Here is a 14967-nt window from a genome sequence, read left to right on the forward strand (position 1 = left end):
CCGATGTCCCGCGCGACTCCAGCCGGTGGGCCCGGCGGCGGCAGGACGGCCCGCCCCGGCCTCATCGCGGGCGCGCTGCCCCGTCCCGTACGGCCGGCGGCGAGGGGCAGGGCGGGCGGAGTTCGGCGCGCCGGAGCACGGGGACCGCGAGGCCGAGCGCCGCGGCGAGCAGACAGACCGCGCCGCATCCGAGGAAGAACACGCCCGCTCCCCACAGGGACACCGAGACGCCGACGGCCGGGAAGAGGACCGGCGCGAGACCCAGCGTGCACAGCGTCGTGACCGAGGTGACCCGCCCGAGATAGCGGGGATCCGTCTCCGTCTGGACCAGGGCACCGGTCACGGTGGTGGTGAATCCGCTGGACAGACCGATCACGCCGCCGGACACGACGGCGAAGTGCAGGGAGGGCGCGTGGCCCAGCGCGACCGCGCCGGCGGCGGTGACGAGCAACGAGCCGCACATCGCCCACCCGGCACGCGGTACCCGGGCCGCGACGGTGAGCAGCAGCGCCGACGCCGCGGCGCCGGCGCTGAACGCGCTCGCGATCCACCCCATGCCCGAGGCCCCCCAGCCGCGTTCGTCGGCCAGCAGCACCAAGCCGGTGGCCACCGGACCGCTGAAGCACATCTCGCTCAGCCCGATCACCGTGACCAGCGGGGCGAGCACCCGGTGACGGCGGACGTACCGCAAGCCGTCCGCCAGCTCACTCCGGGCGGAGCCGGCCCGGGCCGCCTCCGCCAGGGGAGTCGTCCGCACACCGAGCAGGGTGACGAGCGAGAGGGCGAAGAGCGCGCCCGCGGCCGCGAACGCCCCCGCCGCACCGCCGATCACCAGGACGGCGCCCGCCAGGAGCGGACCGGCGGCATTGCTCAGCCGGATCGACAACCCGCGCATCCCCTGCACCCGCGCGAGTTGCGCGGGTGCCGCGATGCGCGGCGGGAGCGCGCCCACCGCCGGCATGAACACCGCGTCCACCACGCCGAAGAGCAGCGCGACCGCGACCAGCAGCCCCACGCTGGGGGCCGCCCACGTCACGGCCGCGGCGGCGGCCAGGATCACCGCGCAGCGCACCGCGTCGCTGACGACGGCGACCCGGCGCGGCCCGAACCGGTCCGCCACCACGCCCCCGCCGAGCATGAACACCGCACGGGGGAGAGCCCCGGCGGCGACCACCAGACCCACCTGCGACGGCCCGCCGGCCCGCGCGGCGGCCCAGGACAGGGCCAGGAAGTACACGACGTCCCCCGTGACCGAGGCCGTGTACGCGGCCAGCCAGCGCAGGACGTTGGCGTCCCGGTACGCGGGCCGCACGGACGTGGCCGAGCCGGGCGCGGTCACGCGTCACCGGCCGGCGGGAGCACCCCGCCAGGCACCGGAAACGCCTGCACCTGCACCGCCACCGGAGCGGCCCCGTCGGCCGCCTCGCCCTCCGCATGCCGATAGCGCGAGATCACCTCGAAGATCTCGGCCCGCATGCGGTCCACCTCGCCCGGGGTCAGGTGCAGCAGGAAGTCGCCGTAGGTGGTGACGTCGAGCCATTCCCGGGGGAGCAGCGGCACGTCGTGAGCGGCCCTGCGCAGCCGGTCCGCCGCGGCGAGGGCGACCGCGTGCGTGTACGCGCGTCCCGCCTCGCGGCGCTCGGTGGGCGCGGCGGCCGGATCGTGGATCGACTGACGATGGGCCGCCTTCCACCACCGCTCACGCCCGGTGCCGCGGTCCGGCTCCTCCACGATGAGTCCGCCCGACGCGAGGCGGCGCAGGTGGTAGCTGGCGGCGCCGGGGTTGATGCCGAGCGCGTCGGCGACCCGGGTGGCGGTGGACGGACCCCGCTCGCGCAGCAGGGTGAGCACGTTCAGGCGCATCGGGTGCGCGAGGACCCGCAGGGCGGCGGTGCCGAGCTCGACGTCCTGTCCCGGCGGTCCGGCGGACGGACCGGAGGAAGCCGACGGGGAGGGGAAGGGGGAAGCGGCCATGCGCTGAGGTTAGACCTACAACAGTTGTTTCGAAAGAGTTGTTGTGAGAGATCCTCCCCTGTCGAGCGCGCCCGGCGTGAGCGGGCGCTGGAGACCGGATCGGCCCGAACTCGGTTCAGCCTCTGCGCGATTGACAAACCTAGGGTTCCTAGTTTTAACCTAGGGTCCCTAGTTCAAGGGGGAGGACATGGCACGTGCGGGACTGACGGCGGAGCGGGTGACCGCCGCGGGCGCCGAGCTGGCGGACGAGGTCGGGCTCGACCAGGTGACGATGGCGCAGGTGGCCCGGCGGCTCGGCGTGAAGGACGCGAGCCTCTACGCCCATGTCCGCGGCCTGAACGACCTGCGCGGCCGGATCGCGCTGCTGGCGGCGGACGAGAAGACCATCCGGATCGCCGAGGCGACCGCGGGCCGGTCGGGCAAGGACGCGCTGGTCGCGTTCGCGGACGCGTGGCGCGCGTACGCCCATCGGCATCCGGGCCGGTACATGGCGACGCAGACCCCGGTGGAGATCGACCCGGAGCTGGCGGCGGAAGCACCCGGACCGCGCCGTGCGGTCGAACTGACCTACGGCATGCTGCGGGGATACGGCCTCGCCGAACCCGACCTGACCGACGCGGTCCGGCTGCTGCGCAGCACCTTCCACGGCTTCGTCGCCCTGGAGGCGGCGCGCGGCTTCGCGCACGGGCGTGCGCCGCAGCAGTCCTGGATCCGGGCCCTCGACGCCCTGCACGTCCTCCTGGAGAACTGGCCGTCCGCCCGAGAAGGAGACTCCGCGTGACCACCCCGACCACCGGCAGCCTGCGCGTCCCCGGCTCCACCCTGCACTACGAAGTCCGCGGCCGGGGACCACTCCTGCTGCTGATCCCCGGAGGAACGGGCGGCGCGGCCGCGTTCGACGGCGTCGCCGACGACCTGGCCGCCGAGTACACCGTCGCGACCTACGATCCACGCGGCATCCACCGCAGCCCGCTCGACGACGCCGAGGCCGGGCAGCGGGTGTCCGAGCACGCCGACGACGCCCTGCGCCTGCTGGACCGGCTGTCGCCCGGAGAGCCCGCCAGGGTGTTCGGTACCAGCTCGGGAGCCATCGCCGCACTGCACCTGCTCACGGCCCGTCCCGAACGCGTCGCACGCCTCGTGGCGCACGAGCCGCCGGTGGTGGAAGTCCTGCCGGACGCGGCCGAACACCGCGCCCTCCTCGCGCGCGTGCAGGAGACCCTCCGCACCCAGGGACTCATGCCGGCGATGGCCGCGTTCGCGGCGGGTCTGACGAAGGGCGGCGAGACGGCCGACCCGCAGGCTGAGCCGGAGTCCGCCCCGAAGGCCGAGCCGAGTGCCGGGCCGGGGACCGAGCGGCTCCTGCTCCCTCCGCAAGCGGCAGCGCGCGCCGAACAGACGATGGCCGACCTGCCGTACTTCGTCGGACGGATCGTGCCCCGTTTCATGGCCTACACGCCGGACACCGACCGGCTGGCAGCGCTGTCGGACCGGCTCGTCCTCGCCTGCGGACAGGACTCACGCGGCGAACTGCCTTACCGGCCGGCCGCGTTCCTGGCCGAGCGCCTGGGCAAGGAACTCCACCACTTCCCCGGCGGGCACACCGGTCTGACCACCCACCCCGCCGCGTTCGGAGAAGCCCTCAGGAAGGCGTTCCACGCCTGACGGCGCCAGGGGACGACGCGGGTCGAGGGTGACACCGATCTTCTCGTCCGTCGCGGCGACGGCCGCGAGGCGTGCGGTGACCTTGCTGCCGCGATCGAGCGAGCGTGCCCCGGAGCCTCGGAGGCCCCGGAGGCGTCGGACGCGTCGGAGGCATCCGGCACACCCGCCCGCCCCGCGACCGGCCGCGGGGCGGGCAGGGTGCGCGGGGTCAGCCGAGAGGCAGGTCGAGGTACGCCTCGGCGCCGGCGGTGGAGCCCAGGTGCAGGGTGGCGAAGGCCGGGTTGTCGTCGGAGTAGAGCTTGTCCTTGGCGTTGATCACGAGCATGAGCTTGTGGTCGGCGGCGACGTCGTAGACGGCGGCCTGGAGGTCCCAGTGCACCTCGACGGCCTTTCCGGCCTCGGCGCCGGTGAGGGTGTAGGGCTCGTGGGTGATGATCCGGGCGGTGCCGTCGGGGGCGACATCGAACAGGTAGGCCACGAGCGTGGCGTTCACCCCGGCGGGGGTGACGGCCACATGGACACGCGGAACTCCCCGCACGCGGCGGGCACCCGCGGGGGAGATCCAGGTGGCCAGGTAGCCGCGGTCGAACTTCCCGGTGACGTACGTCTTCGGGTTGCCCTTCCACTCCTGCTGGCCCGTGGTCAGCAGCTCGTCGACGGCCGTGGCCTCGGTGAGCTCGCCGGTCGTGAACGACGCCTTCCACCCGGCAGCCGGGGAGGCGCCGAGTGACCCGTCCTGACCGCCGCCGCTCGCACCGCCCAGGTACAGCCTCTCGGTCTCCGTGGTCACGTCGGCCCAACTCGGCCTGCTCTCGCGGACCGTGGGCTCGAACATCACCTGGCTGACGACCTGCTCCCAGCCGGGCACCTCGTTGGCCGTGCCGAGGATGTGGTGGTCGAGCCAGGCGAGGGCCTCCTCCACGGGGACGTTCGGCCCGGGGGCGGTCAGCCCCGCGCCCTCGGGAGCGGCGTGGTCGCCGATCCACAGGTTCAGGTGCTTGGGGACGGTCAGGGCCTCGAAGTTGGCCACGGCACCGTTGACCGGGAAGAGGGTCTCGTGCCAGGTGTGGGAGTAGAACGTCGGGATGCTGCGGGCGTTGGTCCGGTCGACGTACGAGCGCGGCGAGCGCTCCTGCGCCCACGCGCGCACGTCGTCGAGGTTCTCGCCCTTGCGGAAGTCGTCCAGCAGCTGGCGCGTGGACGGGTCGAACTTCCGCTCCTCCGGTCCGCCGGTGAACCTCACCAGCGCGTCGACGGCGGCCAGGTGCCGGGTGCCGTTGCCGAGCAGCGCGGCCTCAAGGTCGCCCCAGGTGCTCAGCGCCACCACAGCGTCGACCCGCGCCGCCGGGTCGTTGGCGGCCACCAGCTGGCTGATGCCCGAGCCGTAGGACTCACCGAGGAAGGCCACCCGGCTCGGGCTGAAGTGCTGCTGTGCGTAGTCGATGACCGTGGAGCCGTCGGCCCAGTCCTGGGGGCCGGCCACGTCCACGGTCCCGCCGGAGGTGAACGGGGCGTCGATGAACCCGCCGCCGGGGATCGGGAACGTCTGTCCGATGCCGCGCGGCGTGTAGGCGAGGACGTGGTAGCCGCGCAGCGCGAGGCGCAGGTACAGGTACTCGAACAGGACCCAGCCGAACGGCGTCCACCCGGACGGGACGATGACCACCGGCCGCGGCTCGTCGCCGTTGAGCTTGATGGTGTGCGCGGAGAGCCTCACCCCGTCGTCCGCGGTGATCCGCGGGAAGCCGATGGTGGCGCTCCGCTGCACGTCGGCGACCAGCTGCTGCAGCTCCGCGGTCAGTACCTGCTGCTCGGCGTTGCCCGACAGTGAGGCGACCAGCGCTCGGCCCACGCCGGCGGCGTCGTCGGAGACGGAGGTTCCCGACGCCCAGATGCCGGAGCTCTGGACCTGCGCCAGCTGGTTCGGGGTGACCGGGGTGACGTCGCCGTCCTGGGGAGTACTCATCAGGGACACCTTTCACACGAGCAAAGAGAAGGGGCACTTTCATGATCACTGCGCGCCCGCCCCCGCACCGCCTCGGGAGGAAGTGTTCACCAGAACTAGTGACTCCACTCGCAGCGGCTTGACCGCCAACGCGACCTCCCGGGCGAGGAGTCCGGAGCCGTGACGACGCGTTCCGCTTCCTCGTCACCTGTCTGGCCGGGGCGAAGCGTCCGGAGCGACGAGCCGGGTCATCCGCATCATGGCCGGATCGCTCGCGAACCCGAACTCCGCGTACAGCGGCGCCGCCTCGTCACTCGCGTGCAGTTCGAAGAGGGTGACCCCCTCCTGCTGGAAGCGTTCCAGCAGCGCGGCCACGGCCGCCCGGGCGTACCCCCGGCGCCGGTACGCGGCCTCGGTGGCCACGACGTGGACGCGGCCGGCCAGCCCCTCGGGGTAGCGGGGGCCAGGTAGGAGACGGTGGATCAGGCCCATGGCGCAGGCGGCGAGCCCGCCGGCCGGCGCGTCGACGACATGGGCGCGCGCGTCGCCCCCAGGTCCGAGCCGCTCGGCGAGCTGCTCGCGGCAGACGGCGAGCCAGTCCTCCCCGAGGGGTTCGGACAGGACGTACGTGGACCGCAGCCGGGTGATCTCACCGGCATCGGCCGGTCCGGCCGGCCGGACCGGGACGGTGGGAGAGGACGGTTCGGGGCGGTGCGTCATGACCGGGCAGCTCCGTCGGGTGGTGGTGTCGGTGTCGGCGTCGGCGTCGGCGTCGGAGAGGTGCTTCCGTACGTCCGTAGGTTTCCCGCGATCCCGCCCCGAGGTAATCCGATTGCGGTGCGGCCTCACGGACGTCCAGACTTGCGCGGTGATCGTCGAGCTGTCACCCCGCCTTCTGACCTGGGACGACGTGGACCCCGCTCGTCATCCCTTCGACAGCGCGTCGGCGCCGCGGGTGGTGCGGTCCCTCGGGCCCGCCCACCGGATGCCCTGCCGCCCCGACCCCGCCGACGGTGCGACACGTGACGGGAGCAGGGGCGAGGGCGAGTCCTGGGCGGACGCCATGGCGCACGCCCTCGCCGAACACTACGGACGCTGGACGGTGGGCTGGCGCTGGGCCCACGACGAAGGCGACTTCGACGGAGGCCCCGTCGGCACCTGGTGCTGCCCGAGCCACTCGGTCACCACCCCGGACGAGACGCTCGCCCGTGTCGCGGCGGCGCTGTGCGAGTGGCGCGCATGGCTGGAGAGCCTCGCCGGTCGGTTCGACGCCTACCCGCTGGCCCTGGCCGACGTGGACGACCAGCGGATCCTGTGGGAGCGCGCCGCCCGGAACCTGATCCTCCAGGTGACCGACCGCACGGGCTGCGGCAGCGGCTGGTACGGCCATTGCCGGCAGGTGCTCACCTGGTTCCTCAGCCGCTGGGGCGTCGCCCCCGGCGTCGCGGAGGAGCTGGTCGACGAGGCGATCGGCGGACGGTTCGCCAGCTGGACCGGCCCCGACGCGGCGCTCGTCGACGACGTCGCGGAACGGCTCGCGCTGTCGCTCCGCCCGGCCGACGCCGTTCGACCCCCCCCGGCCCCCCGCCGGACCACCTCGCGCGCTGGCTCGCGGTGCGTGAGACCGTGCCCTGGCAGGAAGCGCCGGACGGCGCCGGGGACGTGCCGGTGACCCCGGCGCGCGACGGGGCCGCGGAGGACATCCGTGCCTTCGACGGCGCCCTGCACCCCGACCGCGCCGACGGCCTGCTCGCCGCCCTGGCCCTGCTCCGGACCGACGCGGCACACGGAGCCTCCCTGGACTTCGCACGGCTCCAGCACTGGCAGCAACACGTCCTGGGCACACCGCAGCCACCACCGTTCCGCGATCGCCCCGCCTTCGCCAAGGGAGGCCGGGAGCGCTACGGCATCGGCCCCGGCACCCGGGCCCGCCTCGACGCCTGCCTGGCCGGGAGCGCGGCCGACACGGAGCGTCCCGTACCCCTCACGGCCCGCGCCGCCCGCGCCTACCTCGACGTCTGCTTCTTCCACCCCTTCGACGACGGCAACGCCAGGTCCGCCTTCCTCACCCTGCTCTTCGTCCTCGCCCGCGAAGGCGTCGCGCTCGACAGCGTCACCCTGCTCCGCCGCGTCACGTTCCAGGCCGACAACCCCGCGGACGCGTTGGCCCTCGCCCGCTTCCTGGACGTCCACCTCACGGAGACCCGGCGCAGAGCAGCGCCTCCCGGCCCGTAGCGGGCAGCCCGGGCGCGGAGGCGGTCGCGGCGGCACGGTCGTACGCACCGGCCCGTGCCGGCACTTCCCGAGCGCGCTTCCCGCTGTGACCATGGCCGACATGAACGGACGGCCCGAGCGGAACAGCACCGCGGACAGCGACCCTGCCCACCTGAAGTGGACCGAAGAGGTGACCCTGCGGACGGTGGACCCGGACGGCCGTTCGCGGTCCGTCACGCTCCGCCTCGGCCCGGCCTCCCGCGCGATCGTCGGTCTCCTCGACGACGGCGCGCTCACCGAGATCAGCGGGACGGACTACCTCGACTGCCTGCTCCAGATCCGGCGCCGGCTCGAACGCGACGGTCGCCTGCTGTGCTGCCAGGGAGCCCGCTCCGGCGTCCACCCGTCCGGACAGCTGCGCCAGTTCACCCACGGACGTGAGGCGTACCTCGACTTCTTCGACGTACGGGGGACAGGCCCGGAGACCGTCGACATCTTCGCCCCGGCCCCGCCCGAAGACGTCGTCACGCTCGACGCGCAGCGCGCGGCGTTCCTCCGCGCCTGGAACACACGGCACCCGGACCACCGGATCTGACCCACCCACAGCTCGCGGCGCTCCCGCCTCACCGGACGAGAGCGGTTCCCCCGTCCGTGCCTCAGCCGCAGGACCGCCGGTGGGAGAGATGGGGGAGCATGGCCTGCCACTGGTCGGGTTCGACGCTGAGGGGGTGGGTGCGGCACAGCCGTGCGTAGACGCGGTCGGTGTCGTGGTCGAGGAGGTACGTGCTCTGCCCGCGGAGGGCGTTGCTGTCCGCGTCGTACGGCAGGACGGCCATGAAGGGGCTCTTCTCCGGGAGCAGCCGGAGTTCCTTGGCGCCTTCGAGGGTGGCGACGGCCGGTGTGCGCCAGCGGCCGTCCCCGTCCGTCTCCCAGATGCGGTACGGCTCGCCGGTGAGGACGCGTTCGCCGTCGGGCGCGGGGGTGATGCTGCTGATGAACCGGTCGAACCGCATCCTGGGCAGCTCCCTCGGCTCGTACGGGTCCGCGACGTCCCAGAACCTCACGGTGCCGTCCAGGAGCGTGGTCGCCAGCAGGGACCTGCCGACGGGCTGGTAGCCGCCGGACGCGGCGGGCAGCCGCGCGGCCTTGCGGGGGGCTCGGACGTCCGTCATGTCCCAGAGCTGGGCCCGCTCCGCGCTGTCGTCGCTGATCAGCAGGCGGGTCGAGGGGATGTACGCCGCCCGGCTCTCCGCCACGCCCTCCAGCTTCGGTCCCCGGTGGGGCTTCTCCGGGTCGCCCAGGTCCCAGACGCGCAGGTCGCGCGGGCGGCCGACGGTGTTCTCGTCGCCTTCGACGACGGCCAGCGCCCGGTCGCCCAGGAAGAAGAGACTTTCCGGCTCGGCCAGCGGCGTCACGGGCAGGCGCGAGCGGCGCACCGGATTCCGTACGTCGGTCAGGTCCCACACGTCCAGCAGGGTGCCCGTCCAGCCGCCGACCGCGAAGAGCCGCCCGTCGCCGGAGACCGCGCTGCGCACATCGGAGGCAGTGACCGTGAACGGAGCCCCCTGCACCGGTGGCCCACCGCCACCGAGGTCCCACACCCGGAAGACGTGGTCCTTCGATCCGTCGGTCCACCGGTGGGCCAGCAGCAGCGGACCGTCCCGGCCCGGCAGGAAGTAGCGGGCCTCCCATCCCTCGGGGAGCGTGAAATGGAGCCGCGGGTCGGCTCCCTCGGCGGTGTCCGCGGTGCTGAGGTCCCAGACCCGGGTGGCGTCCGTGCCCTTGGTGAGGGCGAACCTGCCGTCCTCGCTCACCGGGCTGGTCCCGGGATCGCCGTCCCAGATCCTCCCGGCCAGCCGCGGCGCCGGGGCACGCTCGGGCCACGCGCGGACGTTCCCTCCGACGTCGCCGACCGCGAGATGGGACCCGTCCGGGCTGTACGCCACGGCCTGGGCCGGCTCCCCGCCCGGCACGGTCCCCTCCTCGGCCTGACCGTCCGCCGGCTCGGCGCCGCTCCCCGCGGTGTTCCGCAGCCACGCCCCTCCGGCGCCCTCCGCGTTCGCCGCGGCGAGCCGTCCGCCGTCGGGCCGGAAGCTCAGGGACGGGAGGCTGCCGCCGTAGCCCCAGGTCCTCTCGTACGACTCCTTCGGCCCGACGGCGACGAGCCGGCGCCCGCCCTCGACGGTCCACCAGCCCATGCGGGACTCCCCGCCCGTCGCGACGACCAGGTCCCGCTTCGGATGGAAGGCGACCGCCATCACCGACTCCGCCGCGGCGGTGTCGAGCAGTTCCGGCCGTGCCGGGTCGGTCACCCGCCACAGCCGCACCTCGGCCGGGTCCTCCGCCTTCGCGCCCGACCTCCCGTTCCCGGTGACGAGGAGGCCGTCGCGGCCGAACGCCAGCGAGATGATCGTGGTCGCCGCGACCGGACGGTCGGTGCGCAGCCGCGGGGCGGACGGCCGCGACACGTCCCACAGCCGCAGCCGGCCTCCCGCCCCGGCCGCCGCCAGCGTCCGGCCGTCCGGGCTGAACGCCAGCGTGTGCGTGGTCCCCTCGGCGACGGGGCGGGTGGCGATCTCCCGCGGCCGCGCCGGGTCCGTGACGTCCCAGAGGGAGAGCCGCGTCGCCGTCTGGGCCGCGAGCAGCCGGTCGCGCGGGTGGAAGGCGATCGCCGCGCTGCCGTCGAGGCCGAGGTGCGCGACCCTGGAGGGCTCGTTCCTGCGGGAGATGTCCCACAGCTGCACCCGCCCGCGGCGCTGGCTGGTGGCCAGGACGTCCCCGTCGGCGCTGAACCCGATGTTGAGCACGGGCTCCCGGACCGCGCCCGCCAGCTCCACGGGGGCCTGGGAGAGGTACGCCGCGTAGAGGCTGGACCGGGTCTGGGGCGTCTCGGCCACGCGGTAGGCGGCCAGGCTCAGGCGCAGGGCCGTCTGGGGGTCGCGCCCCCGCACGGCGTCCGCCTGACCGGCCAGCTGGTTGGCGATGAGCACGGTCTCCCGGCCTTCCGCGTCCTCCTGGGCCCCGCGGAACAGTACGGCGAGCGTGCCGGCGAGGACGGCCAGCACGGCGATCACCGCTGTCGCCATGCGGAAGGCCCTGCGGCGCCGGTTCTGCCGGGCCGCGCCGGCCCGCAGGAAGTCACGCTCCACGGGCCGCAGCGGCAGCGGTGTCCCGGGGCCTGGCGCGAGCCGGGCCCGCGCCACGGCCAGCTGGGGCCCTTCGTACAGTTCGCTGTCGGGTCTGCCCGCCGCGTGCCAGCGATCGGCCGCCGTGGCCAGTCTGCGGTGCTCGACCAGCCCCGAACGGTCCTGGTCGATCCACTCCCGCAGCTTCGGCCACCCGTACAGCAGCGAGTCGTGGCACAGCTGGGCCTCGCCGCGGTCGACGACGACGAGGCGGGCGGCCACCAGCCGGCCGAGGAGGTCGCCGGCCCCGTCCAGGTTCTCCGCGGCGATCCGGCGGCGCGCCGCGTGGGGGCCGTCGTCCACCAGGACGACCATCCGCAGGAGCAGTTCGCGCAGCCGGCGCCGTCCGTCGTCGTCCAGCTCGTCGTGGACCTGGTCGGCGGTGCGGATCACGGAGGTCCGGATCCCGCCCGTGGCCTGGTACCCGGCGAAGGTCAGCTGGTCGCCGCGGCGGCGCGCCCAGGTCTCCTGGAGGGCGTGGGCGAGGAACGGCAGGGCGACGGCGTCCCCCTCGGCGGCCCGCTCCTGGCGCAGCTCACGCAGCAGATGCTCGGCGAGCCCGTCCTCCAGGCGCAGCCCGGCGTGGTCCGCGGGCCGCTCGACGGCCGCCCTCAGCTCGTCGTCGGACATGGCGGCGACGGTGAACTGCCCGTTCCGCAGGACCCGGGCGAGCCGGGCGTCGGCCAGGCACTGTCCGTAGAAGTCGGCGCGCAGACCGAGCACGATGCGCGGGCGCCGGGCCGAGGACCCAGTGACCGCCCGGAGGAACAGCTCACGCTCCTCGTCGTCCTGGCACTGGGTGAAGAGCTCCTCCAGCTGGTCGACCACCAGGACGTCCGGCCCGTCCGGACCGAAACGTCCGGCGCCGAGCTCCCCCTCCACCTCGGAGAAGGCCCGGCCCGTCGCGGCGGCCCAGCGCTCCGCCAGAGTGCGGAACGGCCGGGAGCCGACACCGGGCAGGAGCAGCACCCGCTCCCGCTCCAGCCCGGCCACCAGCCCCGCCCTCAGCAGCGACGACTTCCCCGCGCCGGACGCGCCCACGAGGACGATCGGCCCCCGGTCGTCGTCGCCGGTCACCCGGGCCAAGAGCGAACGGGTCAGCTCCTCGCGGCCGAAGAAGAGGTGACGCTGCTCCGGCAGGAAGGGCCGCATGCCCGGATACGGGCAGGGGCCTTCGCTCTGCCCGACCGCGCCGTCCGGGTCCTCCCCGCCGGCGGGCCGCCCCGCGTTGCGGACGATCACGAGGTCGGCGGCGAGGCCCACGCCTTCGGAGTGCGGGCGCGCCGGACCGCCCTGGAACCGGTGGTCGAGGATCCGGTAGACGTCGAGGAAGGTGAGCCACGCCGGCCCGCCCGGGTCGCCCTCGGTCAGCAGCCGCAGCAGCTCCCCGCTGAACAGCGTGTGCCGCTGCCCCGCCGGGGCGAAGGAAGCGGCGTAGTGCGTCGCCGAGGACAGCAGGAAGCTGCCCTCGGGGCGGGCGGAGGTGAGCAGTTCGCGGTACGACTCCTGGGGCGCGGCCTGCGCGAGACCGCTGAAGCAGCAGTCGAGGACGACCACCGGGGTCGCGGCCGAGTCCGCGAGGCGCTTGCTGATCTGGTCGTACGGCACGGCACGGACGGTGTCGCTCGCCGACGCGGTCCCCGCCGTGGCGAGGTACAGCTGCCGGCCCGGCCCGAGGAGCCCGTGCCCGGCGAAGCAGAAGAGCACCACGCCGCCCTCCGAGGCGTCGATGGCGTCCTGGACGGCGGCCAGCACCTCGGTGGGCCCCTCCGGGTCGAGGACGAGGGTGACCCGGTCCTCCATCCCGCAGTTCTCCCGCAGCACTCGCGCGAGATCGGCGGCCGAGTGCGCGGCGCCGGGCAGCGGGGACAGGGGCTGCGCGCCGCCCGTCCCGTACCGGCCGGTGCCGACCACGACGGCGTGGCAGTCGGCCGCCGCCAGGTCCCCCCGGGCGCCCGCCACGGTCAGGCGCCGTCCGCCGCGCCCGCCTGCCCGGACTCCTCCGGCCCACCGGCCTGCGGCTCCCCGGACGGCGGAGCCTGGAGCGCCTCGGCCACCCGCTGCGCCAGCTCATCCGCACTGGGGGCCGCACGCCCGTCGATCCGCTCGGAGGTGACGGTCACCTGGGTCCCGTCGGGTCGCGTGATGGTCACGGTCTGATTGACCTTCCGGCTCTGCAGCCAGGCCACCACCGCGGCCGCCGCGGCCGCCGTCAGCCCGCCCGGAGCCAGCACGAGGGCGACGAGGTCCTGGACGGCACCGCTCATGCTCCCGGGATCCGGCGCCTTCACGGGAACCGACCGGACGAGACCCCGCAGCTGAGGATCGCGCCGCAGCCACTGCCGCAGATCGTCCGCCTCGGCCGCACCACCGGCATCCAGAGTGATTCGCACGGGCCCCTCCGTGTAACGAGTGACGCACGGGCATCAGAGGGTAGCGACGCATGCGCCCGGCCCAACAGGCTTTTTTCGGCAGGGGTGTTGGTCTGATAGCAGACTGGGTGAGCTGGGTGAGCTGGGTGAGCTGGGTGAGCTGGGTGAGCTGGGTGAGCTGGGTGAGTTGAGTGGGCTGCTGGGGCGTGGGCCGCGTGGGCCGCGTGGGCCGTGTGTGCCGCGTGGGGCGCGTGGGGCCGCGTTCGTGGGAGCCCCCTAACATTCCGCCATGCAGACGACTCTCATGATCTACGACGGCGCCGCACCGGCCGATTCCGGCGTCCCGCGCACCGGGGGTGTGCCGCTGGCGCCCGCGGGATTCACCTGGCCCGTGTGCGGGTCCTCCTGCGGAGGGCCGCTGCAGTTCTTCGCCCACCTTCCGGTCGAGGACGGCGTTCTGTCGGTGTTCGTGTGTCAGAACGACCCCGGCGCATGCGACTTCTGGGACGCGGCCTCCGGCGCGAACCGCGTCTTCGTGTTCCCCTCGGAGGGGCTGCTGCCGGTGACCGTGCCCAAGACGGGAGCGACGCTGCTGCCCGCCACCTCTGCCATCCGCATCCACGTCGTGACGACCGACCTCGACGAGACCGACGAGTTTGACGAGACCGACGAGGACGGCGTCATGCCCGATGCCTACGACCTCGCCCGCTCGGACTGGCAGCGGGAACCCGGCGAGCGGTTCGGGAAGCAACGCGAAGTGCTCGGGTCGCTCGGCGGCAGCCCCTCCTACCTCGAGGACGACCGCCTGCCCGCATGTCCCTCCTGCGCCGGCCCGATGGAGTTCGCGGCCCATCTGGAGGAGGGCATCTCCTCGTCGACCGCGATGAACCTCGGCGGCCAACTGGGCTACGTCTTCGTCTGCCGCGCATGCCGCGAAGGCGCGTTCCTCACCGACTGAGCACACCGCACACCGCACACCGCGACCGGCACCGCCCGTTCTCTACCGCCCCTGGTACAGCCGTCGGTGCCACCACGGATACGGCACCCCGCTCCAGTCGTGCCAATGGCCCGGACAGGGGTCGGCCAGCGTCCTGCGGCGGAACTCCGCGTCGAGACGGGCGAGCAGCCGTCGCAGCTCGGTGCGGGCCCGGAGCGGGAGCACGTTCGAGATGTGCTCCAGCGCGTCCCTGACCACCGCGACATCGTCGTACTGGCAGCCCGGACAGGACGGGCACTCCGAAGCGGTCAACCACAGCCTCCGGCCGGGCTGCCTCAAGAACCTCCGGTAGTCGGCGAGGAACTGTGCGGTTCGTCCGGGGCACACCTCATGCGTGTGCAGGCTGTGTTCCACGAGATGGACGACGGCACTCGCCTCACGCGACAGGCGGTCGATGGGCGCCAGTTCACGCGTCCAAGCGGACGGCCGGCGCTCCAGCGTGGCGCGGATCGCGCCGGGTCGCTTACGCGGCATGAGCCTTTCTGGTGATCATCATGGAATCCATGATGGCATCCGCGGCACGCGGTGCGCCAGATCGACGGCCCGGCCGCCCGGCCCGGCCGCCCGGCCCGGCCGCCCGGCCCGGCCGCCCGGCCCGGCCGCCCGGCCCGGCCG

At 74.1% G+C, this 14967-nt stretch carries 13 protein-coding genes; 6 read left to right on the top strand and 7 right to left on the bottom strand.

Annotated features, from left to right (window positions below):
* Positions 1 to 61: 61 nt before the first annotated feature.
* The gene (locus ACFVU3_RS11940; protein ID WP_390065733.1) at positions 62 to 1339 is read right to left on the bottom strand and encodes an MFS transporter; all 1278 of its coding nucleotides are present in this window, start codon (positions 1337 to 1339) and stop codon (positions 62 to 64) included.
* Positions 1336 to 1974, bottom strand: coding sequence for an ArsR/SmtB family transcription factor (locus ACFVU3_RS11945; RefSeq protein WP_390065734.1), 639 nt, complete (start codon positions 1972 to 1974; stop codon positions 1336 to 1338). Before ACFVU3_RS11945 ends, ACFVU3_RS11940 begins: the two co-directional genes overlap by 4 nt.
* 187 nt (positions 1975 to 2161) lie before the next feature.
* Between ACFVU3_RS11945 and ACFVU3_RS11950 the strand changes: the two genes are divergently transcribed.
* On the top strand, positions 2162 to 2755 hold the full coding sequence (locus ACFVU3_RS11950) for a TetR/AcrR family transcriptional regulator (RefSeq protein WP_390065735.1): 594 nt from the start codon (positions 2162 to 2164) through the stop codon (positions 2753 to 2755).
* A complete protein-coding gene (locus tag ACFVU3_RS11955) occupies positions 2752 to 3639 on the top strand; it encodes an alpha/beta fold hydrolase (RefSeq protein WP_390065736.1) in 888 nt (295 codons plus the stop codon). Before ACFVU3_RS11950 ends, ACFVU3_RS11955 begins: the two co-directional genes overlap by 4 nt.
* Before the next feature lie 208 nt (positions 3640 to 3847).
* Here ACFVU3_RS11955 and ACFVU3_RS11960 read toward each other — a convergent pair whose 3' ends face one another.
* On the bottom strand, positions 3848 to 5605 hold the full coding sequence (locus ACFVU3_RS11960) for an alpha/beta fold hydrolase (protein ID WP_390065737.1): 1758 nt from the start codon (positions 5603 to 5605) through the stop codon (positions 3848 to 3850).
* A 183-nt stretch (positions 5606 to 5788) separates the two neighbouring features.
* Positions 5789 to 6304 (bottom strand): GNAT family N-acetyltransferase, encoded by a 516-nt coding sequence (locus ACFVU3_RS11965; protein ID WP_390065738.1) that lies wholly within the window; start codon positions 6302 to 6304, stop codon positions 5789 to 5791.
* A 148-nt stretch (positions 6305 to 6452) separates the two neighbouring features.
* On the opposite strand from ACFVU3_RS11965, the gene ACFVU3_RS11970 reads away from it, so the two are divergent.
* The 3 genes from ACFVU3_RS11970 to ACFVU3_RS11980 all read left to right on the top strand — a co-directional run bounded on the left by ACFVU3_RS11970 (position 6453) and on the right by ACFVU3_RS11980 (position 8393).
* Positions 6453 to 7256 carry a hypothetical protein gene (locus ACFVU3_RS11970; protein ID WP_390065739.1) on the top strand — a complete coding sequence of 268 codons (804 nt, stop codon included), beginning with the start codon at positions 6453 to 6455 and terminating at the stop codon, positions 7254 to 7256.
* A complete protein-coding gene (locus ACFVU3_RS11975) occupies positions 7211 to 7819 on the top strand; it encodes a Fic family protein (protein WP_390065740.1) in 609 nt (202 codons plus the stop codon). Before ACFVU3_RS11970 ends, ACFVU3_RS11975 begins: the two co-directional genes overlap by 46 nt.
* 100 nt (positions 7820 to 7919) lie before the next feature.
* The gene (locus ACFVU3_RS11980; protein WP_390065741.1) at positions 7920 to 8393 is read left to right on the top strand and encodes a hypothetical protein; all 474 of its coding nucleotides are present in this window, start codon (positions 7920 to 7922) and stop codon (positions 8391 to 8393) included.
* A 61-nt stretch (positions 8394 to 8454) separates the two neighbouring features.
* Here the strand turns inward: ACFVU3_RS11980 and ACFVU3_RS11985 are convergent, their stop codons facing one another.
* Both ACFVU3_RS11985 and ACFVU3_RS11990 read right to left on the bottom strand, forming a co-directional pair.
* Positions 8455 to 12945 carry a caspase family protein gene (locus tag ACFVU3_RS11985; RefSeq protein WP_390065742.1) on the bottom strand — a complete coding sequence of 1497 codons (4491 nt, stop codon included), beginning with the start codon at positions 12943 to 12945 and terminating at the stop codon, positions 8455 to 8457.
* 2 nt (positions 12946 to 12947) lie between these two features.
* Positions 12948 to 13376, bottom strand: a complete 429-nt coding sequence (locus ACFVU3_RS11990; RefSeq protein ID WP_390065743.1) for a hypothetical protein — start codon at positions 13374 to 13376, stop codon at positions 12948 to 12950.
* A gap of 283 nt (positions 13377 to 13659) precedes the next feature.
* Between ACFVU3_RS11990 and ACFVU3_RS11995 the strand changes: the two genes are divergently transcribed.
* Positions 13660 to 14313: a hypothetical protein gene (locus ACFVU3_RS11995; protein ID WP_390065744.1), complete on the top strand. Its 654-nt coding sequence runs from the start codon at positions 13660 to 13662 to the stop codon at positions 14311 to 14313.
* 42 nt (positions 14314 to 14355) lie between these two features.
* Here the strand turns inward: ACFVU3_RS11995 and ACFVU3_RS12000 are convergent, their stop codons facing one another.
* The gene (locus ACFVU3_RS12000) at positions 14356 to 14604 is read right to left on the bottom strand and encodes a hypothetical protein (RefSeq protein ID WP_390065745.1); all 249 of its coding nucleotides are present in this window, start codon (positions 14602 to 14604) and stop codon (positions 14356 to 14358) included.
* Positions 14605 to 14967 lie beyond the last annotated feature (363 nt).

Origin of the sequence: Streptomyces sp. NPDC058052 (assembly GCF_042885515.1) — a bacterium.
Taxonomy (GTDB): Bacteria; Actinomycetota; Actinomycetes; order Streptomycetales; family Streptomycetaceae; genus Streptomyces.

Bases quoted from the DNA above. Each gene is read 5' to 3' on its own strand.
- ACFVU3_RS11950 (WP_390065735.1), top strand. From the start codon at position 2,162: ATGGCACGTGCGGGACTGACGGCGGAGCGGGTGACCGCCGCGGGCGCC.
- ACFVU3_RS11965 (WP_390065738.1), bottom strand. From the start codon at position 6,304: ATGACGCACCGCCCCGAACCGTCCTCTCCCACCGTCCCGGTCCGGCCG.
- ACFVU3_RS11945 (WP_390065734.1), bottom strand. From the start codon at position 1,974: ATGGCCGCTTCCCCCTTCCCCTCCCCGTCGGCTTCCTCCGGTCCGTCC.
- ACFVU3_RS11960 (WP_390065737.1), bottom strand. From the start codon at position 5,605: ATGAGTACTCCCCAGGACGGCGACGTCACCCCGGTCACCCCGAACCAG.
- ACFVU3_RS11980 (WP_390065741.1), top strand. From the start codon at position 7,920: ATGAACGGACGGCCCGAGCGGAACAGCACCGCGGACAGCGACCCTGCC.
- ACFVU3_RS11995 (WP_390065744.1), top strand. From the start codon at position 13,660: ATGATCTACGACGGCGCCGCACCGGCCGATTCCGGCGTCCCGCGCACC.